This is a genomic window from Pseudophaeobacter sp. A-200-2, assembly GCF_041008815.1.
Classification (GTDB): Bacteria; Pseudomonadota; Alphaproteobacteria; order Rhodobacterales; family Rhodobacteraceae; genus Phycobacter; species Phycobacter gallaeciensis_A.
The window spans coordinates 1-25,002 of sequence record NZ_JAXGFU010000016.1 but is presented as its reverse complement, the minus strand read 5'-3'; the positions used below and the strand labels follow the sequence as shown (position 1 = coordinate 25,002).

Sequence of the window (25,002 nt, the reverse complement as noted above, 5' to 3'; positions counted from 1 at the left end):
CCTTAGTAGATGCTGGTCGTGAAGTATTTGGAGGTGATTTCGGCGTGGGTGCCGTCGGCAAGGATCTTGGCGATCCCTTTGTTCAACGCCGCCTTCAGATCCTCTTCACCCTTGCGCACACCGGCGCCGACACCTTTGCCCAGAATGGCAGGGTCGTCTTTCACCGGGCCTTTGATCTCGCAGCAGGCGCCTGCGTCAGAACCGACGAAATCCGCCATGGCGATGCTGTCGGCCTGGGTCGCGTCGATGCGGCCGGCGAACAGATCCTGGTTGGCTTCATCCTGGGTCTGATAGACGCGGATTTCGGCGTCCTTGAAGTATTCCTGCGCATAGGCCTGGTGGATGGTCGAGGCCTGCACGCCCAGGATCTTGCCTGCCAGCGATTCAGGGGTCGGCTCAATGTCCATGGACTTGTCCGCAACGATCACCGTGGGGGTGTTATAGTAAGCGTCGGAGAAATCGATGGTTTTCATGCGCTCTTCGGTGATCGACATGGAGGCCATGATGGCGTCGATCTGCTTGCCGGTCAACGACGGGATAATGCCGTCCCATGCAACCGGAGTAATCACGCAGTCCAGTTCAGCAGCGGCGCAAACCGCGTTGATGACGTCGATTTCCCAACCAACCCAGTTGCCGGAGCTGTCAGCCGAAGCAAAGGGCGGATAGGGTTCGGCCGCGATACCGATCTTTACTTCTTCGGCTGTGGCCATGGTCGCGGCCAGCGCCAGCGCGGCGGTCGTCGCGGAAAGCAATGATTTGAATGTCATAGGTATTCTCCCTGAGTTGAGATGATTGGCCTTTGCGGCCTTGCCGCCCTTAGTGGACGGATTTCAGAAACTGTTGCAGACGGGGGGATTGCGGGTTGCCAAAGACCTGTTCTGGCGGTCCCTGTTCCTCGATCCGCCCCTGGTAGAGGTAGACAACGTGATCCGCGACCTCGCGGGCGAATTTCATTTCGTGGGTCACCAGCAGCATGGTACGCCCTTCGGCGGCAAGGTCGCGGATGACCGTCAGCACTTCGCCCACCAGTTCCGGATCCAGCGCCGATGTGGGTTCGTCAAACAGCATGACCGACGGATCAACCGCCAGCGCGCGCGCAATCGCTGCCCGCTGCTGCTGTCCGCCGGACAGAAAGGCCGGAAAGGTATCTGCCTTGTCGGCAAGCCCGACCCGCTCCAGCAACTGGCGGGCCTTGGTGATCGCTTCGGCGCGCGGTTGTTTCAGCACATGCACCGGCACTTCGATCACGTTTTCCAGAAGGGTGCGGTGGGTCCAGAGGTTGAACTGCTGGAACACCATGGCCAGACGGGTGCGGATCCGTTCGATCTGACGGCGATTCGCCGGGCTGCCATCGCTGCGCATGGCGACCTCCTCGCCGCCGATGATGATCTTGCCGGACGTGGGTTGTTCCAGAAAATTGATGCAGCGCAGCATAGTTGATTTGCCAGAGCCGGAGCCGCCGATGATGGCGACCACGTCGCCTTTCTGCGCGGTCAGTGAAACCCCCTTCAGAACCTCCAGATGCCCGAATGATTTGTGCAGATCCGTGACCCGGATCGCCTCGTTGGCAGCGTCGGGGGCAGGGGGTGTCTGAGCAGCTGTGCTGGCAGCGGCGCTTTGCGGCATTTTTCGCGGTCCTTACTTTTCGGCTTGTAGTAAGGACGAACAATAGTAATTATGCAAGTGTATAATTTGAAATCGTCAGGCCGGAGAGACCGTGACCGAAGAGCGCCGGAAATTTAAGCGGGAGACTGCAGAGGCCCGAAAGGCCGCCCTGATCGCGGCTACGCTTGAGCTGGTCGCCGAAAATGGCGTGCGCGGGGCGACGGTCCGGGCCATCGCCGAGCGTGCCGATGTGACGCAAGGTCTGATCCGGCACTACTTCTCCTCCAAGGAAGAGTTGATCAGCGCTGCCTACGAACATCACATGACCTATATGACGGATCTGACCGAGGCCCCGGCCACGCAGGTCACCGGCTGTGCGGTGAGCAGGTTGTCGGCCTTTGTTGTGGCCTCGCTAACGCCGCCGGTTGTCGATCCGCGTTCGATTGGTCTTTGGGCCAGTTTCCTCAACAAGGTGCAGCAGGATCCGGTCATGCGCCAGATTCACGCGCAGACCTATGCCGATTTCCGGGACCGGCTTGAGGCGCTGATCGATGCTGCGCTGCGTGAGACCGGACGCTCCGTCGCGCCGCCTGGTGTGCGCCATCTCGCCATTGCCTGTAACGCGGTGATCGACGGTCTATGGCTCGAAGGTGGCGCTCTGCCGGATGCTTTTGAGCCGGGAGAGCTGCCCGAAATCGGGGTGCGCTCCGTCGGCGCCATTACCGGATTAGAATTGAAAATGACACCTCAGGAAAAGGCTGATCGGCCATGAAAACAACAGATGTGACCACGCGTTTGGCAGGGCTGGGCGGTGCAAAATGGGAAATACACCTGAAAGCACGCGCCATGGCCGAAGCAGGAGCCGATCTGGTCGAGATGACCATCGGTGAGCCGGATGTGCCGGTGCCGCAGCCGCTGCTTGATACTGCGGCCCGCGCCATGCAATCTGGCCGTACCGGATATTCCGATGGGCGCGGCGAAATGAACCTGCGCCGAGCGCTGGCCGCGCAATACAGCAGCAAGATCGGCCGGGCGTTCGAGCCGGACAACTTCCTTTGTTTCCCGGGCACCCAGACCGCGCTGTTCGCAGTGATGACCGGTGTCGCGCAGCACGGCGATGAGGTGCTCGTCGGGGATCCGATGTATGCCACTTACGAAGGTGTCATTCGCGCAACCGGCGCCAATATGGTGCCCGTGCCCCTGCGCCCCGAACACGGGTTTCGCATGCAGGCCGAAGATATTGCAGCCCGTATCACACCGCGGACCCGCGCGGTGCTGCTGACCTCACCGCACAATCCCACAGGGTCGATTTTGACGCCAGAGGATATCGCGGCCATCGGCAAACTCGCCGTGGAGCATGATTTCTGGATCATCTCGGACGAGGTTTACGCCGAACTGGTGTTCGATGGTGCTGAGTTTACATCGCCCCTGGCACAGGCCGATATCGCGGACCGGGTGATCGCCGTATCCTCGGTTTCCAAATCCCACGCCGCGCCGGGATTCCGCAGCGGCTGGTGTGTCGCCTCCAAGGACTTCTGCGATGCCTTGCTGCCGTTTTCCGAAACCATGCTGTTCGGCAACCAGCCTTTCATCGCCGACATGACCGAACAGGCGGTGCGCGAGGGATCTTCTGTGGCGGCAGGCATGGTGAGCCGGTTCTCTGCCCGCGCCGAACGTCTGGCGGATCGGCTGCATGCGGAAACAGGACTGACCGTGCACCGTCCCGAAGCCGGCATGTTCGCGATGATCGATGTCTCTGCCACCGGCATGGATGGTGATGCCTATGCGATGGACCTGCTGGAAAACGGTGGGGTTGCCGTGATGCCGGGTTCTTCTTTCGGGGAAAGCCTGAAGACCTGGGTGCGGGTGGCACTGACTATCGAAGATGCAGGTTTCGACAAAGCGCTTGACCGGATCGTGGCCCATGCCGCCCAAAAGGCGCAGGAGGTCGCATGACCAGCGTCGGAGAACAGCTTGTCGCAGATCTGAAGGCGCGCGGCGTGACCTGTGTGTTCGGTATTCCCGGAGTGCACACGGTGGAACTTTACCGGGGGCTTGCCGCGTCGGGGCTCCGTCATGTGACGCCGCGCCACGAACAGGGCGCCGGGTTCATGGCAGACGGTTACGCCCGCGTGTCGGGACAGCCAGGCGTAGCCTTTGTTATCACCGGGCCGGGATTGACCAATACGCTGACGCCCATGGCGCAGGCGCGGGCGGATTCCGTGCCGATGCTGGTCGTCTCTGGGGTCAATGCGGCCCCGTCGCTGGGGAAGGGTATGGGGCATCTGCACGAATTGCCCGACCAGCACGCGCTGGCGGCGACGGTGGCACTGGTGTCCGAACATGTCGACAGTCCAGAAGCGCTGACCCCAGCGCTGAACCGGGTGTTCGATCACGTACAGAGCCCGCGACCCGGTCCTGTGCATGTGCAGATCCCGCTGGATATCGCCGGTACTGCTGCACCCGAAGGCGCGGCGGCTCCCCAGTCAAACGCGAACTATCCAGAGGCGGATGCCGATCAGATTGCCGAGGCCGCGCGACGGCTGAACGCCGCGCGGCGCCCGGTGATCCTTGCAGGCGGCGGGGCCAAATCGGAAGCGGCGCAATTGCGGCGCCTGGCTGAACGGCTGGATGCTCCGGTGGTACAGACGGTCAACGCCCGTGGGGTGCTTTTCGATCATGCCCTGAGCGTTCCGGCGAGCCCCAGCCTGCAGGCAACACGGGCACTGATCGAGGAGGCCGACGTGGTTCTGGCCATCGGAACCGAGATGGGGCCGACGGATTATGACATGTACGCAACTGGCACCATGCCTGCGATGGCTGTGCTGATCCGGGTCGATCTTTGTGACCAGCAATTGCAGCGACACCCTGCCGAGCTTTGTATTCAAAGCGGGGCAGGGGGCTTTCTGACTGCGCTTCTGGCAGCGATGCCGGACGGGCAGGCGGGTAATGACGGCGCCGCGCGGGCGGCCCGCACCCGCGATGCCGCTCTGGAGGAGTTGGGACCGGAGTATCGCGATCAGGTCGCCGTGCTGGATGCCATGCGCGATGCGCTGCCTGGCGCGATCATGGTCGGGGATTCGACGCAGCCGATCTATGCCGGGAACCTGTACTACGATCACGACCGCCCCGGCGGCTGGTTCAACGCGGCAACGGGATATGGCGCGCTCGGCTATGGCATTCCCGCAGCCATCGGGGCCGCGATTGCGGCGCCTGACGCGCGGGTGATCTGTATCGTCGGCGATGGCGGTGCGCAGTTTTCGCTGCCCGAAGTCATGGTCGCGGTCGAGGAAGACCTGCCGGTCACATTCGTGGTCTGGAACAACCACGGCTACCGCGAAATCGCGACCTCGATGCAGGACGTTGGCGTGACAGTGGTCGGCTGTGATCCCACGCCGCCCGATTTTGCCGCAACCGCCCGATCTTTTGGCATTCCGCATCAGGCGGTGGCTCAAACCCCGGCCGAGGTCGCCGCTGCTTTGCGCGCGGCGCCGAAAACCGGCCCTTCCATGATTGAAATCGCGGCACCTGTTTTTGTGCCGACACAGGACTAGAATATGACCAACCCTTCGTTTGAGTTTACCCGCGCCATCACCCGCCGTCCGGCGGCCAGCATCGTCAACGGGCTGCGCGCCGAGGATATCGGCACCCCGGATCTGGAGACCATGCTGAAGGCCCATGCGTCTTATGTGGCGGCCCTCAAAAGCACCGGCGCCGAAGTGATCGAGTTGGACCCGCTGGAGGCCTATCCAGATGCGGTCTTTGTCGAGGACACCGCGCTGTGCCTGCCGCAGGGCGCCGTGTTGATGCGCCCCGGCGCGCCGTCCCGCATGGGGGAGGTGGCCGAAATGGCTCCGGCCCTGCGGGGGTGTTACGAAGATCTGCGCGAAATCAAGGGACACGGCCATATTGAAGGCGGGGACATTCTGGTGACCGGTCGCGAGATCCTGGTGGGCCGCTCGGATCGCACGGATGCGGCGGGCGTTGCCGAGTTGGCAGAGATCGCGGCGGAATGGGGCCACTCCCTGCGCGAGGTTTTCACGCCCGAGGGGGTTTTGCACTTCAAGACCGATTGTTCCCTGATGGATGCGGAAACGATCTTGTCCACCCGTCGGCTGGATGCCTCGGGCTGTTTCGAAGGCTACCGAGTTCTGCACGTGGCCGATGGCGAAGAGGCAGCGGCCAACGCGATCCGGTTCAACAATCTGGTGTTGATGGCGGCGGGGTTCCCGCGCACTGCCGAAATGCTGGACCGCGAAGGGTTCGAGGTCGTGGAGATCGACAACCGCGACTGCGCGAAACTGGACGGCGGCATGTCCTGCCTGTCGCTGCGGTTCTGATCCCGTCAGCGGCCAGTGCGGGGCAGTTTGGGGCCACTCCAGTAGGCGCCGCTGTCCTGACGCAGGTCCTCATAGGCCTCGATCCGGCGGCGGGCGGTGTCTCCGCCTGCCGTGATCAGGTGTGTCAGCAGGCATTCCAGCACCGCCATGGCGCCACCATAGGCGCCAAAGGCATGCAGCGAATTCGACGCGACGGCCAGCACATGATCGGCATGGATGCCGGGGGCGATCACCTCGCTGTCTGAAATCAGCACGACCTTGGCGCCTCTCTTTGCCGCCATGCGCAGGGCCTGAATGGTCCCCGAGGAGTAGGGGGCAAAGGTGATGGCGATCAGGCAGTCCTCCGCCGAGAGGTCGATCAGATCGTCCATCGCCGAGCCCATATGGCGCGGCACCAGATCCAGATCCGGCAGTGCCATCCGCCCCACGTAGTGAAAGTAATGCGCCAGTGCATATGAGGCGCGGGTGGCGGTGACGTAACATCGCCGTGCCGAGGTCAGCGTTTCAACAATGGCAGCGGTCCGTTCGGGGGTCATCAGCCGCAAAGAGCGCGCTACGATGTTGATCTCGTTGCGGGCCGCGCGCGCCTGAAGCGCCGCCGACGGCGCATCAGAGGTTTGCATCTGCGCCAGCCAATCCTCTCCCAGCCCCGCCTCTTGCCCAGTGACAAGCGCGGCGCGGAAGGGGGTGCGCAGGGCTTCGAAACTGTCAAACCCCAGATGTTCAGCAAGACGCACCAGCGTATTGGCGCTGATCCCGGCCTTGGTGGCGGTAAGGCGCACCGGGTCGAGCGCGAAATCACCCGGCTTATCGATGATATATTTCGCCGCCGCCGCCAGTTTGGGCGGCATGTGGGAAATGCTCTCTTTCAGCGTGGCCAGCAGGCGGGCGGTCTGTTTCGGATCAAGTTGGGGGTTCATGGGATAAACAGAACATATGTGCTGAACCATGCAACAGGAAATCACACGGTCTGCGCAGGCTCACGGATCAATTGCGACCGATGATATGCTGGCGCAGGGCGTGACCCAGACTGGAAAGCGCGAACAGGATGGCGGCAAGGCAGACAATGGTCGGCCCGGTCGGCGTGTCAAAGGTAAAAGCCAGTTGCAGCCCCCCGAGGGCGGACAAGGCGCCGATCGTTGCCGCAATCAGCGCCATTCGTTCCGGGGTCGAGGCAAAGGGACGTGCGGCGGCGGCCGGGATCAGCAAGAGCGCGGCGATCAGCAAGACGCCGACCACCTTGATCGCCACCGCGACGACAAGCGCGAGGGCAATGGTCAGCACCATCTGCTCTCGTTTCGGGTCGATCCCGGCGGCATAGGCCAGATCCGGGTTCAGGGTCGCCGTTAGAAGCGCCGACCACCGCGCCCAGAGCAACAGCAGAACCAGCGCCGCGCCGCCCCAGATAATCGCCAGATCAACGCGGCTGACGGCCAGAATATCGCCAAACAGATAGGCCATCAGATCAATCCGGACCCCATGCAGGAAGGAGACCGCGACTAGGCCAAAGGCCAGCGAAGAATGTGCCAGAACCCCGAGCAGCGTATCCATGGCATAGCCCCGGTTGCTGAGGCTCGAAACCGCTGTCGCCATCATCAGCGAGGTAACGAGCACGCCCGCAAAGACCGAGGTATCAAAAGCCAGCGCCAAAGCTACGCCCAGGATGGAAGCATGCGCCGTGGCATCGCCGAAATAGGCCATTCGGCGCCAGACCACGAAACAGCCCAGTGGCGCCGCCGCCAGCGCAACGCCGATCCCAGCAAGCGCGGCGCGGATCAGGAAACTGTCGAGAAAGCTCATGATACCTTGTCCATATCTGCAACGCCCCTGTTTGCGTCGGAGGGGCCGTGATCGTGGTCGCAGCCAGGGCCATGATCGTGGGAATGGTCGTGCGAGTGGTTGTGTTCGTGCCGGTAAAGCGCCAGCGCTCCTTGGGTTCCGGTGCCAAACAGCGCCCGGTATTCCGGGGCAGAGGCCACGTGTTCCGGCTCCCCCTCGCAGCAAATATGGCCGTTGAGGCAGATCACCCGGTCAGAGGCGGCCATGACCACGTGCAATTCATGGCTGACCATCAACACCGCGCAGCCGAGTTCAGCCCGTACGGTTGCGATCTGTTGGTAAAAGGCGGCGGAGCCGGGTTGATCAAGGCCTTGGGTGGCTTCATCCAGAATCAGAAGTTGCGGGTTTGTCAGCAGCGCCCGGGCCAAAAGGACGCGCTGGAACTGCCCGCCCGACAGGCCCGACATCTGCCGCGTGGCCAGCCGGTCGGCACCGGCCTGTGTCAATGCGGCTCCGGCCTGAGCGTCACTGATGCGGGTTGGCAGGCTCAGAAACCGGCGCACGGTTAACGGCAGGGTGGGATCGATATGCAGTTTTTGCGGTACATAGCCGATGCGCAGGCCGGGCGCGCGGGTGATGCTGCCCCGGCTGGGCTTCAGGGCGCCGATGATGCTGCGCAAGAGCGTGGATTTTCCCGATCCGTTCGGCCCGACGATGGTGAGGATCTCACCCGCTTCGATATTCAGGTTCACATCGGACAGCACCGTGTTGCCGCCATACTGAACGGACAGGCCTTTCAGGGATACAAGGCTCATGCAGCCTGTGCCTTCTGGCATTTTGGGCAGATCCCTTCGGCTTCGACGACGGTGCGTTCGATCAGGAACCCGGCTTCCTCTGCTGCGGCACCGAGCTGTCCCTTGGTAGGATCGGTATGCACTTCGGCCACGGCATCGCAGATTCGGCAGATCATGAAGATCGGCGCGTGCCTGTCGCCCGGATGGGTGCAGGCCACAAAGGAATTCAGCCGTTCGATCTTGTGGGCAAAGCCATTCTTGACCAGGAAATCCAGCGCCCGATAGGCGACCGGGGGCTGCGAGCCGAGTCCCTCTTCGCGCAGCCGGTCCAGAATGTCATAGGCGCCGAGCGCCCGGTGCTCTTGCAGCAGGATTTCCAGCACCCGCCGCCGTACGGGGGTGAATTGCAGGCCCTTTGCCTTGCACCGGGCATCCACTGCGGCAATGCAGTCGTGGATACAGCTGCTGTGATCGTGGGTTTCGAAGCCGATCGAATCCATCAGGGGTCTCCGCACAGGGCAATTGAAGGGGCAGTAACAGGCACCGATTTGGGTCTTGATATGTTATGTTATGACGTTTATCAAGCCGCGTAATGTTATACAATTACATCGACTCGGGACGAGAGGACTGTCGGAATGAAAGGCTTATCTTACGCAGCGGCGCTGCCTGCTGTTTTTGGGGCAGGGATGGCGCTGGCCGAGGTGCCGCGGGTGGCGGTTGATATCGCGCCGGTGCATGGGCTGGTCGCCCGTGTGATGCAGGGAGTGGGAGAGCCGGATCTGGTGGTGCCGCCCGGTGCGTCACCCCATGGCTACGCAATGCGCCCCTCCGAAGCGCTGGCGCTGGACCGCGCTGATGCGGTGTTCTGGATTGGCGAAGCACTGACACCCTGGCTGGAAGGCCCGCTTGAGACCCTGGCTGGGCGGGCGCGGGTGACCGAACTGCTGGAGGTCGATGGCACGCTGGAGCTGGAGTTCCGGTCGGGCACGACCTTTGATCACGATGATCACGATCATGAAGCCGAGCATGATCACGACGGTCACGCTGGCGAAGATCACGATGGACATGAGGATCACGCCGTAGAAGGCGAGCATGGTGACGATCATGATCACATGGCGCATGATGAACACGGCGACGCGCATCACGAGGATCACGCTGGCCACGCGCATGAAGGCATCGACCCCCATGCCTGGCTGGCGCCGGAAAACGCAGAGCTGTGGCTATCGGTCATTGCGGCAGAGCTGGCCGCGCTGGACCCCGAAAACGCAGAGATCTACATGGCCAACGCCAAGGCCGGTCAGGCGGAAATCAAGGAAACCGTGGGGCGCCTTGATGCGGTTCTGGAGCCACTGCGCGCCAGCTCCTTCATCGTTTTCCACGACGCTTACCAGTATTTCGAGCACAGTTTTGGGTTGACCTCATCCGGGGCGATTTCGCTAGGCGATGCTTCGGACCCAAGCCCCGCGCGCATCGCCGAGATCCGCGATGCGGTTGCGTCCCATGGCGTCGCCTGTGTCTTTTCCGAGCCGCAGTTCAATCCGGGACTGGTCGATACGGTGCTGGATGGGACCGGGGCAAAAACGGTAGTGATCGATCCCATGGGCAGCCACATCCCGCCGGGGCCGGAGTTCTACACGGATCTGTTGTCCGAACTGGGCAGCGCCATGGCGAGCTGCCACTAGGTATTCCGGAAAGGGGCAGGGCGGGTGACACTGGTCTGCCCCTTTCAGAACCGGTTTTTGACCAGATGCGTCAGGGTCGCGCCGGTCTCGTAATAGGCTTGTTTGAGCCCGGCAAAGGGAAGGCTGTGGCTGGCCACCGGGTCTACCGGAAGGCAGGATGTCTCGCCAGTCAGCAGTGCCTCCGCCATGCGGGTGCCAAACAGTGTGCCGGGGCAGATGCCGCGCCCGGAATAGCCGAAACAGGCATAGCCGCCGTCCAGATGCTGGATCTTCGGCAGGTGTTCCGTGGTCATTGCGATCCGCCCGAACCACGTCTGTCGCAAGGGCGTGTCGGCCAGCGCCGGGAATAGATCCGCCAGTTTGCGCCGCAGCCAGCCGAGGTGAATGCCGCTGCCGGGATGGTTCAGCGCCCCCATGCCGCCGATGATCAGGCGGCCTTCCTGATCCAGTCGCCAGGACGACATGACCAGCGCCGAATCCCAGCATCCTTCCAGCTCGGGTAGGATGGCCTTGCGAACACTGTCCGGCAGCGGATCGGTTGCGGCCTGGAAATAATGCACCGGGATCATGGCCGGGGTTTGAAGCCCTTCGATGGGCAGGGCGTAGCCGTTGGTGGCGACGATCATATGCTTGGCGCGAATGCGGCCATTGGGGGTGGTGATGTCCCAGATATCCTGCTGCCGTGTGGCCGATAGGGCAGGGGTCTCTGCGTGGACCTTTGCACCTGCGCCCGCAGCGGCCCGGGCGAGGCCACGGGCATAGGCCAGCGGCTGGATCGTGCCGGCGCGTGGATCAAATAGCGCGCCGAACACCTGTTCGGACCCGACCCTTGCCTGCGCTTCGCTTGCGTCCAGCAGTTTCACCGGAGCGCCGATCCGCGACAGCTGGCCGAAGCGCCGTTGCAGATCTTTCATGCCGCTGGGGGCATGGGCGCAGTGCAGCGTGCCCTTGCGGACCGGTTCGCAGGCGATCTGATGGGTTTCGATCAGGTCATAGACCATATCCGGCGCCCCGGCGAGCAGGTCGGACAGGCGGCGCCCAGCTGCCTCGCCGATTTCGGCGTTGATATCCTCGGGGGGCAGCCAGAGGCCGGCATTGGCCAGACCGACATTGCGCCCCGACCCACCGCTGCCGAAACTGCCCGCCTCGATCAGGCGGACATCGGCGCCTAGTCCCGCAGCCTTCAGCGCGGCGGCACACCCTGTGTAGCCGCCACCGATCACCACCAGATCCGCAGTGACCTCTTCGGTCAGCTGCGGCGCCAGGATCTGCTCCCGGCAGGTGTCATGCCAAAGACTGGACGCCAGATCAGATGTCAAATTTGATCCCCTGTGCAAGTGGCAGATCGCGTGAATAGTTCACGGTATTCGTCTGCCTGCGCATATACCCTTTCCAGGCGTCAGATCCGCTTTCGCGGCCGCCGCCGGTTTCCTTTTCTCCGCCAAAGGCCCCGCCGATTTCGGCACCGGAGGGTCCGATGTTCACATTGGCGATACCGCAATCCGAACCCGCTGCCGAGAGGAAATATTCGGTCTCGCGCACATCGGTGGAGAAGATGCAGGAGCTGAGCCCCTGAGGCACGTCGTTCTGCAGGGCGATGGCCTCATCCAAGTCATCGTATTTCACCACATAAAGGATCGGCGCGAAGGTTTCGGTATGCATGATTGCCGATTGTTCCGGCATTTCCACGATGGCCGGATGGGCATAGGCCGCATCGCCATGGCTGCCCTTTTGCGCCTGCCCGCCGCCGTGCACCTTTCCACCTTCGGCCTTGGCCTGCGCCAACGCAGCGTCCATGGCGTCCAGCGCGGGACGGTCGATCAGTGGGCCGACCAGGGTGCCGTCGGCGAGGGGGTCGCCGATTGGCAGACCTTCATAGGCCTTGATCAGGCGCGGGATCAGCTGGTCATAGATATCCTTGTGCACGATCAGGCGGCGCAGGGTGGTGCAGCGCTGCCCGGCGGTGCCAACGGCGGAGAACACGATGGCGCGCAGGGCCATTTCCAGATCCGCCGAAGGGGCCACGATCATCGCGTTGTTGCCACCCAGTTCCAGAATCGTGCGCCCCAGACGTTTGGACATATCGGCGGCAACCGCCTTACCCATCGGCACCGAACCGGTGGCCGAGATGATCGCAACATCCTTGGAGGCAGTCAGCGCTTCGCCCAGATCGCGTTCGCCAACCAGAGTCTGAATCAGGCCTTTTGGAGCTTCGTCGCCGAAAGTTTCCATAACCCGCTCGCAGATCTTCTGAACCGCCAGCGCCGTCAGGGGGGTCTTCTCGGAAGGTTTCCAGATCACCGGATCGCCGCAGACAAGGGCCAGCGCCGCGTTCCAGCACCAGGGCGCGACCGGGAAATTGAAGGCGGTGATGATGCCGCAGGTGCCCATCGGGTGCCAGGTTTCGCGCATGGCGTGGCCAGGGCGCTCGGATGCTATGGTCAGGCCATAAAGCTGGCGCGACAGGCCAACCGCGAAATCGCAGATGTCGATCATCTCCTGCACTTCGCCAAGGCCTTCCTGATAGATCTTGCCGCATTCCAGCGTCACCAACCGGCCAAGGTTTTCCTTCTCGCGGCGCAGCTCTTCGCCAAGCAGGCGGACCAGTTCACCGCGGCGCGGGGCAGGCACTTGCCGCCAGGCCGTGAATGCCTGTTTCGCATCCGCGATCTGGGTGTTCGCCTCGTTCACACTGTGCATTTTCAACTTGGCGATTTCGCTGCCATCGACCGGCGTGGTCACGCTGAGCGTTCCACCCCAGAGTTCGTCTTTGGTCAGGCCAGCGGCGGTCAGGATATCTGCGTAATCCATGGAGGGAGTCCTTGTCAGAGATGGCTGATCATGAGGGAAAGAGCTATCTTTGATGATCAGGTGTTGGCGTTTTCCCTTGTTTGTCATTGAAAGGAGTGGTTTGCACATGAAACTAATTCCTGCCGGTATGAGGTAAAGTCATATGATCGCGCCGCGTCGCTTTTTGCCCTCTATTCCATCCCTGCTTGCCCTCGAAGCGGTGGACCGTCTGGGCAGCGCCTCGGCGGCGGCTGAGGATCTGTCGCTGACCCAAAGCGCGGTCAGCCGCCAACTGAAACAGCTGGAAGAGCAGATGGGGGTTGATCTGATTGCGCGAGATCAGATGCGGATGCAGCTGACACCGGCGGGGGCAGGGTTCGCACAGGAGGCACGCGGTATCCTGACCCGGCTGGCGCAGGCCTCGGTGAAACTCAGGGCCAACCCGGATGGGGGCAGTCTGAACCTGTCGATCCTGCCCTCCTTCGGGCTGCATTGGCTGGCGCCGCGGCTGAAGGATTTCGTGGCAGGGCAACCGGGGATTACCGTCAACCTTCAGACTCATAACCTGCCGTTCAGTTTTGAGGGCAGCACCACACAGGCTGCGATTCACTATGGCACACGTGATTGGCCGGGCGTCGAATATTTGCCCCTGATGCCCAAACACGTGCTGCCGGTCTGCGCGCCCGGACTGATGCATGCCCCGGCCGCAACGCCGGAGGAGCTGCTCAGTTTTCCGCTGCTGCATCTGGAGACCCACCCGGACAGCTGGGAGCAATGGTTTGCCCTGCATGAGGTTCCGGCGGAAAAACTGCGCGGCATGTTGTTCGATCAATCCTCGGCGATGACACAGGCGGCGGTACATGGGCTTGGCGTTGCCCTGCTGCCGACCTTCATTGCCGAGGCGGAAATTGCCCAGGGTCGGCTGCAACTGGCAGTGCCGGGCGCGCCGGTTACGCTGGGGTCGTATTTTCTGGTCTGGCCGCAGGATCGGGCGGCGGATTATCCCCTGCTGAAGTTCCGTGACTGGCTGGTCGGGCAGATCGGCCCGCAGGAGGTGTCGTGATGCGGCTGCCGAGCCTGACCCACTTGCGCTGTTTCGAAAGCGCAGCCCGGCATCAGAATTTCACCGCCGCCGGCGAGGAACTGGGGCTGACTCAAAGCGCCGTCAGCAAGAAGGTGAAAGAGCTGGAAACGGTCCTGGGGTTCGAGTTGTTCCAGCGGGTCGGGCGCGGTGTGGTGTTGACCCCGGCCGGGCAGGGGCTTGCCACCGATCTGGCGCAGGATCTGGGATCGCTGAAGGCCAGCCTGCAAAAAGCGGTTGCCGCCGGGGCCGGGCGTTCGGCGCTGCGGATCGCCGTCCTGCCGACATTCGCCAATCGCTGGCTGATCCCAAGGTTGCCGGATTTCTTTGCCCGCCACCCCGAGATCGAGCTGAATTTCACCACCCGGCTGGAGCCGTTTGATTTCAGCCGCACCTCTTTTGATCTGGCCATTCATTACGGGCTCGACAATTGGCCGGGTACCTTGATGACCGAATTGTTCGGCGAGCAGATGATCCCGGTCTGCGCGCCGGATTTCTTTGCCGGGCAGGATCTTGCGGGCAATCCGAATTGGCCTGGGGTGCCGCTGCTGCATCTGGAAAGCCGCGAAGAAGCTTGGCGGGACTGGTTCGCACGAGCTGGGATCATCGGTGCGCCACGTCAGGACGGGCGCTATTTCGACCAGCATTCGATGGTTATCGCTGCAGCGGTGGCCGGGCTGGGCGCAGCGATCGTGCCATATGATATGGTGGATCAGGAAATCGCCTCGGGTGAGTTGATGCGCATTCCCGGTCCGCATCTGACCTCCCGCAAACGCTATTATTTCGTGCGTCCATACGGGGCGGCGCCAAAACCGGTGCAACGGTTCGAGGCCTGGCTTAGAAAACAGCTGCGCAGGGAAGAGCCTTAGCCGCCCGTCGGCTCAGACCGTCCGGGATTGGTGGCGCGACAGAAAAGAATTAGATGTGCAGAGGCTGTGCTCTGACCTGCCTGCTGGGAAACCAATGTCCAAGATCCTGACAATCACGCTGAACCCTGCCGTTGATCTGGCCACCTCGATCACCCACGTGGTGGCAGGCCCCAAGCTTTATTGTGACACTCCGCGCACCGATCCGGGCGGTGGCGGCGTCAATGTGGCCCGGGCCATTCACAGGCTGGGCGGCGATGTTTTGGCGCTGGTTGCCGTAGGCGGCGCCATGGGGGAGCGTCTGTTGCAGCTTCTGACAGCGGAGGGCGTCCCGGTGGATCCCGTGCAGGCCGGTGGTGAAACGCGGCAGAGTTTTGCGGTGACGGATACATCGACCGGGGAACAGTTCCGCTTCAGTGTTCCGGGTGAGGAGATGAGTGAGGCTGATGGCGCGCGCCTGCTCGATGCGATTGTCTCTGCCGCGCCAAGGGATGGTTATGTGGTCCTTAGCGGTGGCGTCACTCCCGGTCTGGGTGACGATTTCCCGCAAAAGGTTCTGGCGGCCCTGACCCCGAGCCGGAGCAAGCTGGTAGTCGATACTTCAAAGACTGCGCTGGAACATCTGCTCACCTCACCTTCCGATCCAGTGCATTTGTTGCGGCTGGATCAGCGTGAGGCGGAGCAGTCAGCAGGGCACAGGATGGAGAGCCTGAATGACAGCTACACCTTTGCCGAGGCGCTGATTGCGCGCGGCGTGGCGGAGATCGTGGTTGGCGGCCGCGGCGGTGAAGGCTCCATTCTGGTGACGGGGCAGCAGCGGTTTTTCTGTCGCGCACCCGAGGTTCCGATGGTCAGTAAAATCGGGGCAGGGGATGCCTTTACCGGGGCGCTGACGCTGGCCCTGTCGCAGGGCCAGCCTCTGGGGCAGGCCCTGCGCTGGGGCGTTGCCGCCGCCAGCGCAACGGTCCAGACCGAAGGTACCGCATTATTCAAGGCCGAGGATGTAACGGCACTGCTGGACCGCTGCGCGCTTCGCGAAGATACATCCCTTTGATGTGCGCCTCTCAGGCCATCTTCTTCCCGGCTGTCAAACCATTCACCTTTTCGACGATAGCGCGGGCGTCGATGCTGTGGTGGCGGTAAAGATCCCCGATAGTGCCGGTCTGGCCAAAATGCTCCACCCCAAGCGGGATTGTCTGGTGCCCGGCGACAGAGCCAAGCCATGACAATGTGGCCGGATGCCCGTCGATCAGAGTGATGATCCGGCAATGGGGCGGCAGCCGCCCCATCAGGGCCTCGATATGCGATTGCGCGGCTGCATTGCCGCGGGCGCGAGCGCGTTGCGCCGCTGTCCAGCCTGCATTCAGCCGGTCCGCCGAGGTCACCGCCAGCACGCCAATGTCGCGGCGACCTTCGCCGACCATTCCGGCGGCCTTGATCGCCTCTGGGCCAACGGCGCCTTGATAGGCGATCACCACGTCGCAATTCGGCCCCGGCTTGCGCAGCCAGTAGGCGCCATCGATGGCACCCTGACGGAATTCTTCGTCGACGCGTTTACCGGGCTGTTCAACAGGGTTGGTGGTGAGGCGCAGATAGACCGACCCGCCGGTCTCATCCCGCAGCCAGGTGCGTTCATCCGGATCGCCCTCGCCATCGCGCTGCACGTAGTCAAAGGCCCACTCCATGATCACTGCCAGCTCATCGGCAAAGGCAGGTTCAAAGGAGGCCAACCCGTCCTGGCTCATCCCGATGAGAGGCGTGCCGACGGATTGATGCGCGCCGCCTTCGGGTGCCAGTGTCACCCCAGAGGGGGTGCCGACCAGAATGAAACGCGCGTCCTGATAACAGGCATAGTTCAGCGCATCGAGGCCGCGGGCGACAAAGGGATCATAGACCGTGCCGATGGGGATAAGCCGCTTGCCAAAGAGCGAATGCGACAGGCCCGCCGCGCCCAAGAGCAGCATCAGATTCATCTCGGCAATGCCCAGTTCGATATGCTGGCCCTGCGGTGTGAACTCCCATTTCGCGGTGGAGGGAATGCGGTTTTCGATAAAGGCATCGGCCTGTTCGGTGCGAGCAAAGAGCTTGCGCCGGTTCACCCATGGGCCAAGGTTGGTGGTGCCGGTCACATCGGGTGAGGTGGTGACGATGCGGTCGGCCAGTGCGCTATCGCCCTTCGAGAGATCATCAAGGATCTTGCCAAAGGCCATCTGGGTCGACACCTCGCGCGAGGTGTCGACGGCAATCGCGGGCACCGCCAGTTTGTCATCCTGATAGCGGCGGGTGCCCTTGGCAAAAAAGGGCACCTCAGACAGGAAGGCGCGCAGGGCATCCGGGTCTTTGACCGCTGCCAGAGGCTCCCATTCTTCGCCCTCGGCCACGCCCATGTGCTGTTGCCATTCGGCAAACTGGGACTTGTTCATCAGCCCGCCGTGATTGTCCTTGTGTCCCGCAATGGGCGTGCCCCAGCCCTTGATCGTATAGGCGAGGAAACAGGTGGGCCGATTGTGGTCGATGGCGTCAAAGGTCTGAGCCATGGTCTCTACGCAGTTACCGCCCAGGTTCTCCATCAGCGCGGCCAGTTCGGCGTCGCTGCGCCGGTCGATCAGGGCCGTCACATCGCCCTGATCGCCGAGATCATCCATCAGCCGCTTGCGCCAGACTGCACCGCCCATGAAGGTCAGCGCGGAATATTCCTGATTGGGGCAGGCATCGATCCAGTCGCGCAAATGATCGCCACCGGGTTCCTCGAACGCGGCCCGCTGCAAGACGCCATGTTTGACCCGCACCACATCCCAGCCGAAGGCGTCGAAAATCTTCTCGATCCGCCCGAACAACCCTTCGCGTACGATTCCGTCCAATGACTGGCGGTTGTAATCGATGATCCACCAGGTGTTGCGCAGATCGTTTTTCCAACCTTCCTGCAGGGCTTCGTAGATATTGCCCTCGTCCAGTTCTGCATCGCCGACCAACGCCACCATGCGGCCCATCGGGACATCGCGCCCCCAATCCTTGGCCTTGATGTAATCCTGGATAATCGCAGCAAAGGAGGTGATCGCCACGCCAAGGCCCACCGAACCGGTGGAGAAATCCACATCGTCGATATCCTTGGTCCGGCTGGGATAGCTCTGCACGCCACCAAAGCCGCGGAAATTCTCCATCTTCTCGCGGGTCTGGTTGCCCATCAGATACTGCATCGCGTGAAAGACCGGCGAGGCATGGGGTTTCACGGCCACCCTGTCCTCGGGCCGCAGGGCCGAGAAATAAAGCGCGGTCATGATCGACACCATCGAGGCGGAGGAGGCCTGATGCCCGCCGATCTTGATCCCGTCTACCTTGGGGCGCACATGATTGGCGTGATGGATCATCCAGTGCGACAGCCACAGCAGCCGCTGTTCGACGGTCTTCAGGTGCGTGAGATCAGCGGGCATGGCGCTCTCCTTATTCGGCAGCGTGTTTGGCGGGCGTGGGCAGGGCCTGATCCAGATCCTGCAGGATGTCGGCCACGTCTTCCAGCCCCACCGACAGGCGGATCAGGCCATCGCTGATATCATGCTCAAGGCGTTCTTCGGCGGTATAGGTCGAATGGGTCATCGAGGCCGGGTGCTGGATCAGCGTTTCCGCATCGCCCAGCGACACGGCGCGCTGGATCATCTCGAGCGCGTTCATGAACTGGATCCCGCCAGCCATACCGCCGTCGATTTCAAAGGCGATCATCGCACCCGGCTGCGCCATCTGGCGTTCGGCCAGTTGGTGCTGGGGAAAGCTTTGAAGTCCCGGAAAATGCACGCTGCTGACGGCCGGATGCGCCTCCAGATAGTCCGCCACCACCCGCGCCGAGGCGCAGTGTCGATCCATGCGCAGGGCTAGTGTCTTGAGTCCGCGCAGGATCAGCATGGCATTGAACGGCGCCATCACTGCCCCCGTCATGTCCTTCATCCCCACCAACCGGATTTCGGTGATCTGCTCGGCAGTGCCTGCGATCAGCCCGGCCACCACATCACCATGGCCGCCAAGGTATTTTGTGGCGGAATGCACCACGATATCGGCGCCAAGCTCAATCGGGCGGGTCAGATAGGGGGTTGCATAGGTGTTGTCGACCACGACCTGCGCACCTGCCGCGTGGGCGATGTCTGATGCTGCCGCGATATCGACAAGACGCATGTTCGGATTGGCCGGGGTTTCGAAATAGACGACGCGGGTCTTGTCACTGATCGCGGCACGCAGGTTTTCCACGTCGGTCATGTCCACATGGGTAATGGTGACACCCCATTTTGCCAGCCCGTGCCGCATGAAGGCAAAGGTGCAGCCATACAGCGTCTTGTCGACGATTACCTCGTCGCCCGGCGACAGAAGGGTCCACAGAACCGCAGTGATCGCGCCCATGCCGCTGGCCATGGCAAGGCCTGCCTCGGCCCCTTCGAGCGTGGCGATGCGCTGCTCAAGCAAATCGCAGGTCGGGTTCGAGATGCGGGAATAGATATGGCCTTCGCGCTCTCCGGCGAAGGTATCTCCGCCCGCTTCGGCGGTTTCAAAGGAGAAGGTCGAGGTCAGATGCAGGGGCGGGGTCAGCGCGCCGTCATTGTCGAGCGGGTTATAGGCGTGGTGGATGGCACGGGTGGCAAATCCTGTGGCGCGGCTCATTGGGATATCTCCTGAAACTTGATGGCGCCAATTTGTGCTGACCTGTACGGCATTTGATTGCCAATTCTGCCTTGATTGAGGTAATTATTGGCAGTATCTGCCAATATGAGGGCTTCATGGACAGTAAAGACCGACAGATCATCCGTGCGTTGCAGCGGGACGGTCGCATGACCAACCAGGATCTTGCCGATGCGGTGAATCTGTCACCCTCTCCTTGTCTGCGGCGGATCCGGAACCTTGAAGCCAAGGGGATCGTGCAGGGCTACAGCGCCGACGTGGACGCGGCGGCCTATGGTCTGTCGATCATGGTGTTCGTGCGCGTCCGGCTGGAGCGGCACAACGAGGCGGATGTAAAGAATTTCGAAAGCCGTATCCGGATGATCGATGAGGTGCTGGAGTGCCACGTGATGACCGGTGCAATGGATTACCAGCTGAGGGTGCTTGTGCCCGATCTCGAAGCCTATGAGGATTTCATCCGGAACCGCATTCATCCCATCGGCGGCATCGCCTCGATCGACACCAGTTTTGTCTACGGCACGGTGAAAAAGACGGCGGTGTTTCCTTCGGTTGCGTGAGCGCGGTGCATGTCGCCAAAAAGCGGTCGGCGCAGATACGCCGTCCTAATTGTACTCATAATGTGTGTTATGTAATATTTGGGCGTGGCGAGCAGTGCTCTAGCCCATGCGTGAAACTTGTCCGTGTGCCCTAGTGCAGAAGCTATGGCAGACTTATCCCGAAGCGCCACCGATATCGCTGGGCGCGATGGCGACCGATTTCACCACGGCAAAACATTCGGCGCCTTCGGTGAGCTCCAGCGCCCGCGCCGAGCGCTGGGTGATGCGGGCCAGGATGCGCCCAGCTGGCGTTTTGAGAGACACCATGGCCCCGGGGCCGTCACCGGCGCGGATCTGCTGGACCGTGCCCGGCAGGATATTGAGCGCAGAAAGCCCCTCGGGACGCTGCCGTGATAGGATCACCTCATGCGCAGCAACCCGGACTCGGATCATCTGACCCGGTGCCTGGGCGATCTTTGGCAGGAACAATGGGATACCGCCCGCGTCGAGTTCGGTCAGCCCGTCCGGGTGATGCGCTTTGACCCGGGTTTCCAGCAGCGCGCCAACGGAACGAACACCGGTCGGCATGACATTGGGATCGCTTAGGATCTGCGCGGCAGGTCCCTGTTGAACCGTTTTGCCGTCCTGCAGCACGACGACCGTGGTGGCCAGCTGCGCCACCTCGGCTGCGGAGTGGCTGACGTAGAGTACTGGAATGTCCGTTTCATCGCGCAGCCGTTCGAAATACGGCAGGATTTCCGCCTTGCGCGCCTCATCCAACGCCGTCAGCGGTTCATCGGCCAGGATCATTTCTGGCGAGGACAGCAGGGCACGGCCAATTGCAACCCTTTGTTTCTCACCACCCGACAGACCTCCGGGCCGCCGTTGCAGCAGGTGGCCGATCCCCAGCATCTCGACGATCCGGTCGATATCCGCCCTGGGCGTATCCTTTGGGGCGAACCAGCGACCGAACAGGAGGTTCTGCCGGACGGTCAGATGCGGGAACAGGCGACCTTCCTGGAAGACATAGCCAATGCGGCGCCGGTTTGGCGGCAGCCATAGACCCGATTTGGTGTCAAACAGGACCCGTCCGTTCAGCGCCACGCGTCCTGCAACCGGTTTCAAAAGCCCAGCCACCGCATTGACAACAGTGGTCTTCCCGGACCCTGATCGGCCGAACAGGACGGTGATCCCCCGCGGCGCCTCAAAGGCGACATCGAGGGTGAAGCCGGGCCTGCTATGGCTGAGCTGCACCGAGAGCATCACGCGTCCCTTATGCGTTTGGCCGCCCTGCGGGCAAGGGCTTCGGATAGGAGCAAGGCAGTCATGGCAAGGGCAACCGAGATCAGCACCAATCGGGTTGCGGCCGCCTCACCGCCGGGGATCTGCAAAAAGGCGTAGATCGCTGATGGCAGGGTCCGGGTCTGGCCCGGGATGTTCGACACAAAAGTAATCGTGGCGCCAAATTCCCCCATCGCCTTGGCAAAGGCCAGGATCGCGCCTGCAATCAGCCCGGGAAACACTAGCGGCAGGGTAACGCTGACAAACACCCAAACCCGCGACGCGCCCAGGGTGGATGCGGCTTGCTCCAGCTTTGGATCGACGGCTTCGACGGACAGACGGATCGCGCGCACCATCAGCGGAAACCCCATGATGCCCGCTGCCAGCGCCGCGCCGGTCCAGCGGAAGGCCAGCACGATCCCCATCTGTTGCAGCAGCCCCCCGACCGGCCCCTGGGTGCCAAAGGTCAGCAGCAGCAGATACCCCGTGACCACAGGCGGCAGGATCAGCGGCAGGTGGACCAGACCGTTCAGCAACTGCTTGCCCGGAAACTCCCACCGGGCCAAGGCATAGGCGATCAGCATGGCCGGAGGCAGCGCCGCCAGGGTTGCCCAGAATGATACCCGTAAAGACAGGGCAACCGCGTTCCATTCCTCGGGGCCGAGCCAGTCCATCATGCGGGCTATTCCGGCAAAACGGTAAACCCCTCGGCCGTCAGGATGGCACCTGCGGCGGGGCTTTGGAGATAATCGAGAAAGTCGCGTGCTGCAGGATTGTCACCGGGCGCAATTGCTGCAGCTGGGTAGATGATCGGTGGGTGGCTGTCGCCCGGGAAGGTGGCGATAATGCTGACGTCTACACTGGCCTTTGCATCCGTGGTGTAGACAATCCCAAAGGGGGCCTCTCCAGTAGCGACCAGGGCCAGCGCGGCGCGGACGTTGTCGGTCTGGGCTACATTGGGGGCAATGCCGTCCCACAGACCGAGCGATGACAGCGCGGCCTTGCCGTAGATCCCGGCCGGCACGGCTTCGGTCAGGGCCATGGCAAGCCGGTTTTTCCCTAGCAGTCCGGCAAGGTCAAAATCGGGCGAAAGTGTCACCGGTTGCTGCTGCCCATGTGCAATCAGCACAAGGCTGTTGCCCATCAGGTCAAACCGGCTGCCTGCTACGATCCTGTCGCGCTGCTCAAGATGGTCCATCCAGGCGGGGTTGGCAGAGATAAAAACATCAGCTGGCGCGCCATATTCGATCTGGCGCGCCAGAACGGAGGACCCGGCCAGTGAAACCGCAACGGCATGCCCGGTTTCGGCTTCAAACCCTGCGCGGATACGCTCGATTGCATTGGTCAGGCTGGAGGCGGCGAACACAGTGACCTCGCCTGCAAAGGTCAGACCGGGCGCTGCGATGGCAAACGCAAATCCCAGCACGGCAGCCAGACATAGGCGGCGGGTGCGGGACAGGATCATTGGCGGGCCTCGTGGAACGTCTGCATATCTCACTTGGCGTAGCGCCGGGCCGGAAACGGAGCAAGGGATAATTTCCCTCGCCCGTGGTTGGCGCTTTCCGCTGCGTGGGTGCTCACAATGCAAAAAGCCGGTCGCAACGCTGCGACCGGCTCTTTTTTAGAATGGGATCTGGCTGCGGTTCGGGACCGCCTGCGACAATTCAGAACAGAGTCAGATCGCCTGCGCCAGCCGGGGTGGCGGGTGCGGGTGTGGGTTGACGTGCTGCCGCCACTTCCTGTTCGCCAAGACGCCGGTCGTTGGCAACCCGGGTCTGCTGGGCGCTGCCGGATGTCGGATGGAACCGAACCCGGCGGGCCGATGTGCCGCCCACGCTGGAGGAGATGCAGGGAATACCCTCGTCTTTCAGGAACTGCTGGACGAACTGCGCGTTTGAGGCACCGATATCGGACAGATTTACCGACATTTTTGCGCCGCCAAATACCTTGGCCTTCAGATTGCGGCGCTCGGCGCCCTTCTTCATGATGCCGTTGATCAGAAGCTCCATGGCGTGAATGCCATAGCGGGCGCTGACACCGCCACCATTGGCATTCGCCAACAGGAAGTGATTCATGCCGCCAACGCCATTCTCCGCGTCATAGATGCAGGCTGCAATGCAGGAGCCAAGCACAGTCGAGAAGACGACCGACGGGTCCTTGGACACGCGGTAATCCCCTTGCAGGATGGTCACGGAGGTGGTGTTGGCGAATACTGACGTCACAGCGGTCTCCTTGTTTAGCCCGGGGAAAACCCGGCTCAGGTCTTGCAGGCCTGAAGTAGCGCTCCGGCCATGCGGGCAAGAGACACTTGTTTCTGTGCGGCTCCAGTTTCCCAGGCAACCCTTGGCATTCCATAAACAACAGACGATTTTTCGTCTTGTGCAAATGTGGCTGCCCCGGCTTTGCGCAACTCCAGAAGCCCTTTGGCTCCGTCCTGGCCCATACCGGTCAGGATTGTTGCGACCACGTCCTTTCCATATGGCATGGCAGAAGTGAACAAAGCGTCAACGGACGGAGTGTGGCCCGAAATTGGCGGTCCTTCTTTCATGCGAAGGCGCAGAGGTTTACGGGGCGATAGCCCCATGTGGCGGGTTTGTCCTGCGGCAACGTAGACATGTCCCGATTCAATCTGCATGCCGTCCTCGGCCGCAACCACCTTGGCGGCGCAGATCCGGTCCAGCAGCGACACAAGCCCAGGGCCGAAGTTCTTACCGGTGTGCTGAACAATCAGCGTCGGTGGGCAATTCTGGGTGAAGCCGACCAATACGCTACGCAGCGCTTCGACACCGCCGGTGGAGGAACCGATCAGGATGAATTTCTTGAAATCGCGTTTGGGCGGCGGCGGAGCTGAGGCAGAAGTCCGCGCTGGGGCACCGCGCCGCGGCGCCTTGACCATCATGTCGTAATATTGGGCAAACTGGCGCGGGCTGTCCGCCTTTGTCAGTTCGAAAATACCCGCGCCTACGTTCAGCAACGGAGAAGACTGGCGTGCAGGTGTCGCACCCGGGCTATCCATGACCGAGACCCAGCGGGTGTCCACGGCCGAGAACAGTGCCAGCATCATTTCGAATTCTGGCAATCGGGTGAAACCATCCTCCACAAACGCAAAGGTTGGCTGCGCCGCTTCGGCCTGGTTGTAGGCCATCATGAGGTTGTTAGCCAAAAGCACTTTCATACCGGGATATGCGGCTTCCATGTGGCTTTGCAAAGAGCGGGCAAATGTCCGGTCAGTTGTTATTATTAATAGGTTCTGAGAGGTCAATTCTATACCCAGTCACGTTAGTTCGGTGAACAACCGAAAGTTACATAATTGGTGAGGCGCACCCTGTGCGCCCCGGATCGATGGCAGGTTAAAAGTCCTGCCACTTGTCGATGGCGGCGTTTCCGTCCGTTGCGGCGACAGGGGTCGGAGTGATCTCGTCCAGATCCCAATCATCTTCGCCATGAGCCGTCGGTGCGATGGGTGCCGAAGGCTGCGGCATTGCGGTGATATTGCTGCCGCCCGTGATCTTGAAGTGTGCGACCAGTTCGGCCAGCTTGGTGGCGTCGCTGTTCAGCATGTGCCCCGCAGCGGTGGCCTCTTCCA

24 protein-coding genes and 1 pseudogene are annotated in these 25,002 nt (G+C 62.1%); 9 read left to right on the top strand and 16 right to left on the bottom strand.

Features of this window, described 5'->3' with window-relative positions; all coding sequences use genetic code 11:
* Positions 1–2: 2 nt before the first annotated feature.
* Positions 3–767 (bottom strand): transporter substrate-binding domain-containing protein, encoded by a 765-nt coding sequence (locus SM766_RS19435; protein WP_274830744.1) that lies wholly within the window; start codon positions 765–767, stop codon positions 3–5.
* Positions 768–816: 49 nt separating this feature from the next.
* The gene (locus SM766_RS19430; protein WP_274830745.1) at positions 817–1,626 is read right to left on the bottom strand and encodes an ABC transporter ATP-binding protein; all 810 of its coding nucleotides are present in this window, start codon (positions 1,624–1,626) and stop codon (positions 817–819) included.
* A gap of 91 nt (positions 1,627–1,717) precedes the next feature.
* Between SM766_RS19430 and SM766_RS19425 the strand changes: the two genes are divergently transcribed.
* Genes SM766_RS19425 through SM766_RS19410 form a run of 4 tightly spaced genes read left to right on the top strand, consistent with a single transcriptional unit; the run spans position 1,718 to position 5,945 of the window.
* On the top strand, positions 1,718–2,377 hold the full coding sequence (locus tag SM766_RS19425; protein ID WP_368948855.1) for a TetR/AcrR family transcriptional regulator: 660 nt from the start codon (positions 1,718–1,720) through the stop codon (positions 2,375–2,377).
* Positions 2,374–3,561 (top strand): pyridoxal phosphate-dependent aminotransferase, encoded by a 1,188-nt coding sequence (locus tag SM766_RS19420; protein ID WP_368948853.1) that lies wholly within the window; start codon positions 2,374–2,376, stop codon positions 3,559–3,561. The genes SM766_RS19425 and SM766_RS19420 overlap by 4 nt, the downstream gene beginning before the upstream one ends.
* Positions 3,558–5,159, top strand: coding sequence for a 5-guanidino-2-oxopentanoate decarboxylase (locus SM766_RS19415; protein WP_368948851.1), 1,602 nt, complete (start codon positions 3,558–3,560; stop codon positions 5,157–5,159). Before SM766_RS19420 ends, SM766_RS19415 begins: the two co-directional genes overlap by 4 nt.
* Before the next feature lie 3 nt (positions 5,160–5,162).
* The gene (locus tag SM766_RS19410) at positions 5,163–5,945 is read left to right on the top strand and encodes a dimethylarginine dimethylaminohydrolase family protein (protein ID WP_368948850.1); all 783 of its coding nucleotides are present in this window, start codon (positions 5,163–5,165) and stop codon (positions 5,943–5,945) included.
* A gap of 5 nt (positions 5,946–5,950) precedes the next feature.
* Here the strand turns inward: SM766_RS19410 and SM766_RS19405 are convergent, their stop codons facing one another.
* The 4 genes from SM766_RS19405 to SM766_RS19390 all read right to left on the bottom strand — a co-directional run bounded on the left by SM766_RS19405 (position 5,951) and on the right by SM766_RS19390 (position 9,018).
* Entirely contained in the window at positions 5,951–6,865 is a 915-nt protein-coding gene (locus SM766_RS19405) for a MurR/RpiR family transcriptional regulator (protein WP_368948849.1), read from the bottom strand.
* 67 nt (positions 6,866–6,932) lie between these two features.
* Positions 6,933–7,745: a metal ABC transporter permease gene (locus SM766_RS19400; protein WP_274830751.1), complete on the bottom strand. Its 813-nt coding sequence runs from the start codon at positions 7,743–7,745 to the stop codon at positions 6,933–6,935.
* Positions 7,742–8,539, bottom strand: coding sequence for an ATP-binding cassette domain-containing protein (locus tag SM766_RS19395; RefSeq protein ID WP_368948848.1), 798 nt, complete (start codon positions 8,537–8,539; stop codon positions 7,742–7,744). The genes SM766_RS19400 and SM766_RS19395 overlap by 4 nt, the downstream gene beginning before the upstream one ends.
* Entirely contained in the window at positions 8,536–9,018 is a 483-nt protein-coding gene (locus SM766_RS19390) for a Fur family transcriptional regulator (RefSeq protein ID WP_274830753.1), read from the bottom strand. Before SM766_RS19390 ends, SM766_RS19395 begins: the two co-directional genes overlap by 4 nt.
* A gap of 135 nt (positions 9,019–9,153) precedes the next feature.
* On the opposite strand from SM766_RS19390, the gene SM766_RS19385 reads away from it, so the two are divergent.
* Positions 9,154–10,200: a zinc ABC transporter substrate-binding protein gene (locus SM766_RS19385; RefSeq protein ID WP_368948847.1), complete on the top strand. Its 1,047-nt coding sequence runs from the start codon at positions 9,154–9,156 to the stop codon at positions 10,198–10,200.
* Positions 10,201–10,244: 44 nt separating this feature from the next.
* Here SM766_RS19385 and SM766_RS19380 read toward each other — a convergent pair whose 3' ends face one another.
* Both SM766_RS19380 and amaB read right to left on the bottom strand, forming a co-directional pair.
* On the bottom strand, positions 10,245–11,519 hold the full coding sequence (locus SM766_RS19380) for an NAD(P)/FAD-dependent oxidoreductase (protein ID WP_368948846.1): 1,275 nt from the start codon (positions 11,517–11,519) through the stop codon (positions 10,245–10,247).
* On the bottom strand, positions 11,509–13,011 hold the full coding sequence (gene amaB / locus SM766_RS19375) for an L-piperidine-6-carboxylate dehydrogenase (RefSeq protein WP_368948845.1): 1,503 nt from the start codon (positions 13,009–13,011) through the stop codon (positions 11,509–11,511). Before amaB ends, SM766_RS19380 begins: the two co-directional genes overlap by 11 nt.
* A 142-nt stretch (positions 13,012–13,153) precedes the next feature.
* Here amaB and SM766_RS19370 point away from each other — a divergent pair, with 142 nt between their 5' ends.
* The 3 genes from SM766_RS19370 (at position 13,154) to SM766_RS19360 (ending at position 15,991) form a co-directional block, all read left to right on the top strand.
* Positions 13,154–14,053, top strand: a complete 900-nt coding sequence (locus SM766_RS19370) for a LysR substrate-binding domain-containing protein (RefSeq protein WP_368948844.1) — start codon at positions 13,154–13,156, stop codon at positions 14,051–14,053.
* The gene (locus SM766_RS19365) at positions 14,053–14,940 is read left to right on the top strand and encodes a LysR substrate-binding domain-containing protein (RefSeq protein ID WP_274833960.1); all 888 of its coding nucleotides are present in this window, start codon (positions 14,053–14,055) and stop codon (positions 14,938–14,940) included. Before SM766_RS19370 ends, SM766_RS19365 begins: the two co-directional genes overlap by 1 nt.
* Before the next feature lie 94 nt (positions 14,941–15,034).
* Complete coding sequence (locus tag SM766_RS19360; protein WP_368948843.1) at positions 15,035–15,991, top strand: 1-phosphofructokinase family hexose kinase; 957 nt, start codon at positions 15,035–15,037, stop codon at positions 15,989–15,991.
* A gap of 10 nt (positions 15,992–16,001) precedes the next feature.
* Here SM766_RS19360 and SM766_RS19355 read toward each other — a convergent pair whose 3' ends face one another.
* Both SM766_RS19355 and SM766_RS19350 read right to left on the bottom strand, forming a co-directional pair.
* Positions 16,002–18,368, bottom strand: a complete 2,367-nt coding sequence (locus SM766_RS19355; protein ID WP_368948842.1) for a thiamine pyrophosphate-binding protein — start codon at positions 18,366–18,368, stop codon at positions 16,002–16,004.
* A 10-nt stretch (positions 18,369–18,378) separates the two neighbouring features.
* Positions 18,379–19,581 (bottom strand): methionine gamma-lyase, encoded by a 1,203-nt coding sequence (locus tag SM766_RS19350; protein WP_368948841.1) that lies wholly within the window; start codon positions 19,579–19,581, stop codon positions 18,379–18,381.
* Positions 19,582–19,697: 116 nt separating this feature from the next.
* Here SM766_RS19350 and SM766_RS19345 point away from each other — a divergent pair, with 116 nt between their 5' ends.
* Positions 19,698–20,156 carry an Lrp/AsnC family transcriptional regulator gene (locus tag SM766_RS19345; protein WP_274830762.1) on the top strand — a complete coding sequence of 153 codons (459 nt, stop codon included), beginning with the start codon at positions 19,698–19,700 and terminating at the stop codon, positions 20,154–20,156.
* Positions 20,157–20,309: 153 nt separating this feature from the next.
* Here SM766_RS19345 and modC read toward each other — a convergent pair whose 3' ends face one another.
* The 6 genes and pseudogenes from modC to SM766_RS19315 form a co-directional block, all read right to left on the bottom strand.
* Positions 20,310–21,398 (bottom strand): molybdenum ABC transporter ATP-binding protein, encoded by a 1,089-nt coding sequence (modC, locus tag SM766_RS19340; RefSeq protein WP_368948840.1) that lies wholly within the window; start codon positions 21,396–21,398, stop codon positions 20,310–20,312.
* Positions 21,398–22,090, bottom strand: a complete 693-nt coding sequence (modB, locus tag SM766_RS19335; RefSeq protein ID WP_274834948.1) for a molybdate ABC transporter permease subunit — start codon at positions 22,088–22,090, stop codon at positions 21,398–21,400. Before modB ends, modC begins: the two co-directional genes overlap by 1 nt.
* 8 nt (positions 22,091–22,098) lie before the next feature.
* Positions 22,099–22,881, bottom strand: coding sequence for a molybdate ABC transporter substrate-binding protein (gene modA, locus SM766_RS19330; RefSeq protein WP_368948839.1), 783 nt, complete (start codon positions 22,879–22,881; stop codon positions 22,099–22,101).
* A gap of 199 nt (positions 22,882–23,080) precedes the next feature.
* Positions 23,081–23,638, bottom strand: coding sequence for a chemotaxis protein CheD (locus tag SM766_RS19325; protein ID WP_274830765.1), 558 nt, complete (start codon positions 23,636–23,638; stop codon positions 23,081–23,083).
* A gap of 35 nt (positions 23,639–23,673) precedes the next feature.
* Entirely contained in the window at positions 23,674–24,612 is a 939-nt protein-coding gene (locus SM766_RS19320) for a CheB methylesterase domain-containing protein (protein WP_274830766.1), read from the bottom strand.
* 154 nt (positions 24,613–24,766) lie between these two features.
* Positions 24,767–25,002: pseudogene (locus SM766_RS19315) on the bottom strand (methyl-accepting chemotaxis protein); the annotation flags it as partial.

Bases quoted from the DNA above. Each gene is read 5' to 3' on its own strand.
- SM766_RS19435 (WP_274830744.1), bottom strand. From the start codon at position 767: ATGACATTCAAATCATTGCTTTCCGCGACGACCGCCGCGCTGGCGCTG.
- SM766_RS19430 (WP_274830745.1), bottom strand. From the start codon at position 1,626: ATGCCGCAAAGCGCCGCTGCCAGCACAGCTGCTCAGACACCCCCTGCC.
- SM766_RS19420 (WP_368948853.1), top strand. From the start codon at position 2,374: ATGAAAACAACAGATGTGACCACGCGTTTGGCAGGGCTGGGCGGTGCA.
- SM766_RS19415 (WP_368948851.1), top strand. From the start codon at position 3,558: ATGACCAGCGTCGGAGAACAGCTTGTCGCAGATCTGAAGGCGCGCGGC.
- SM766_RS19410 (WP_368948850.1), top strand. From the start codon at position 5,163: ATGACCAACCCTTCGTTTGAGTTTACCCGCGCCATCACCCGCCGTCCG.
- SM766_RS19405 (WP_368948849.1), bottom strand. From the start codon at position 6,865: ATGAACCCCCAACTTGATCCGAAACAGACCGCCCGCCTGCTGGCCACG.
- SM766_RS19400 (WP_274830751.1), bottom strand. From the start codon at position 7,745: ATGAGCTTTCTCGACAGTTTCCTGATCCGCGCCGCGCTTGCTGGGATC.
- SM766_RS19395 (WP_368948848.1), bottom strand. From the start codon at position 8,539: ATGAGCCTTGTATCCCTGAAAGGCCTGTCCGTTCAGTATGGCGGCAAC.
- SM766_RS19390 (WP_274830753.1), bottom strand. From the start codon at position 9,018: ATGGATTCGATCGGCTTCGAAACCCACGATCACAGCAGCTGTATCCAC.
- SM766_RS19385 (WP_368948847.1), top strand. From the start codon at position 9,154: ATGAAAGGCTTATCTTACGCAGCGGCGCTGCCTGCTGTTTTTGGGGCA.
- amaB (WP_368948845.1), bottom strand. From the start codon at position 13,011: ATGGATTACGCAGATATCCTGACCGCCGCTGGCCTGACCAAAGACGAA.
- SM766_RS19370 (WP_368948844.1), top strand. From the start codon at position 13,154: ATGATCGCGCCGCGTCGCTTTTTGCCCTCTATTCCATCCCTGCTTGCC.
- SM766_RS19365 (WP_274833960.1), top strand. From the start codon at position 14,053: ATGCGGCTGCCGAGCCTGACCCACTTGCGCTGTTTCGAAAGCGCAGCC.
- SM766_RS19360 (WP_368948843.1), top strand. From the start codon at position 15,035: ATGTCCAAGATCCTGACAATCACGCTGAACCCTGCCGTTGATCTGGCC.
- SM766_RS19355 (WP_368948842.1), bottom strand. From the start codon at position 18,368: ATGCCCGCTGATCTCACGCACCTGAAGACCGTCGAACAGCGGCTGCTG.
- SM766_RS19350 (WP_368948841.1), bottom strand. From the start codon at position 19,581: ATGAGCCGCGCCACAGGATTTGCCACCCGTGCCATCCACCACGCCTAT.
- SM766_RS19345 (WP_274830762.1), top strand. From the start codon at position 19,698: ATGGACAGTAAAGACCGACAGATCATCCGTGCGTTGCAGCGGGACGGT.
- modC (WP_368948840.1), bottom strand. From the start codon at position 21,398: ATGCTCTCGGTGCAGCTCAGCCATAGCAGGCCCGGCTTCACCCTCGAT.
- modB (WP_274834948.1), bottom strand. From the start codon at position 22,090: ATGGACTGGCTCGGCCCCGAGGAATGGAACGCGGTTGCCCTGTCTTTA.
- modA (WP_368948839.1), bottom strand. From the start codon at position 22,881: ATGATCCTGTCCCGCACCCGCCGCCTATGTCTGGCTGCCGTGCTGGGA.
- SM766_RS19320 (WP_274830766.1), bottom strand. From the start codon at position 24,612: ATGGAAGCCGCATATCCCGGTATGAAAGTGCTTTTGGCTAACAACCTC.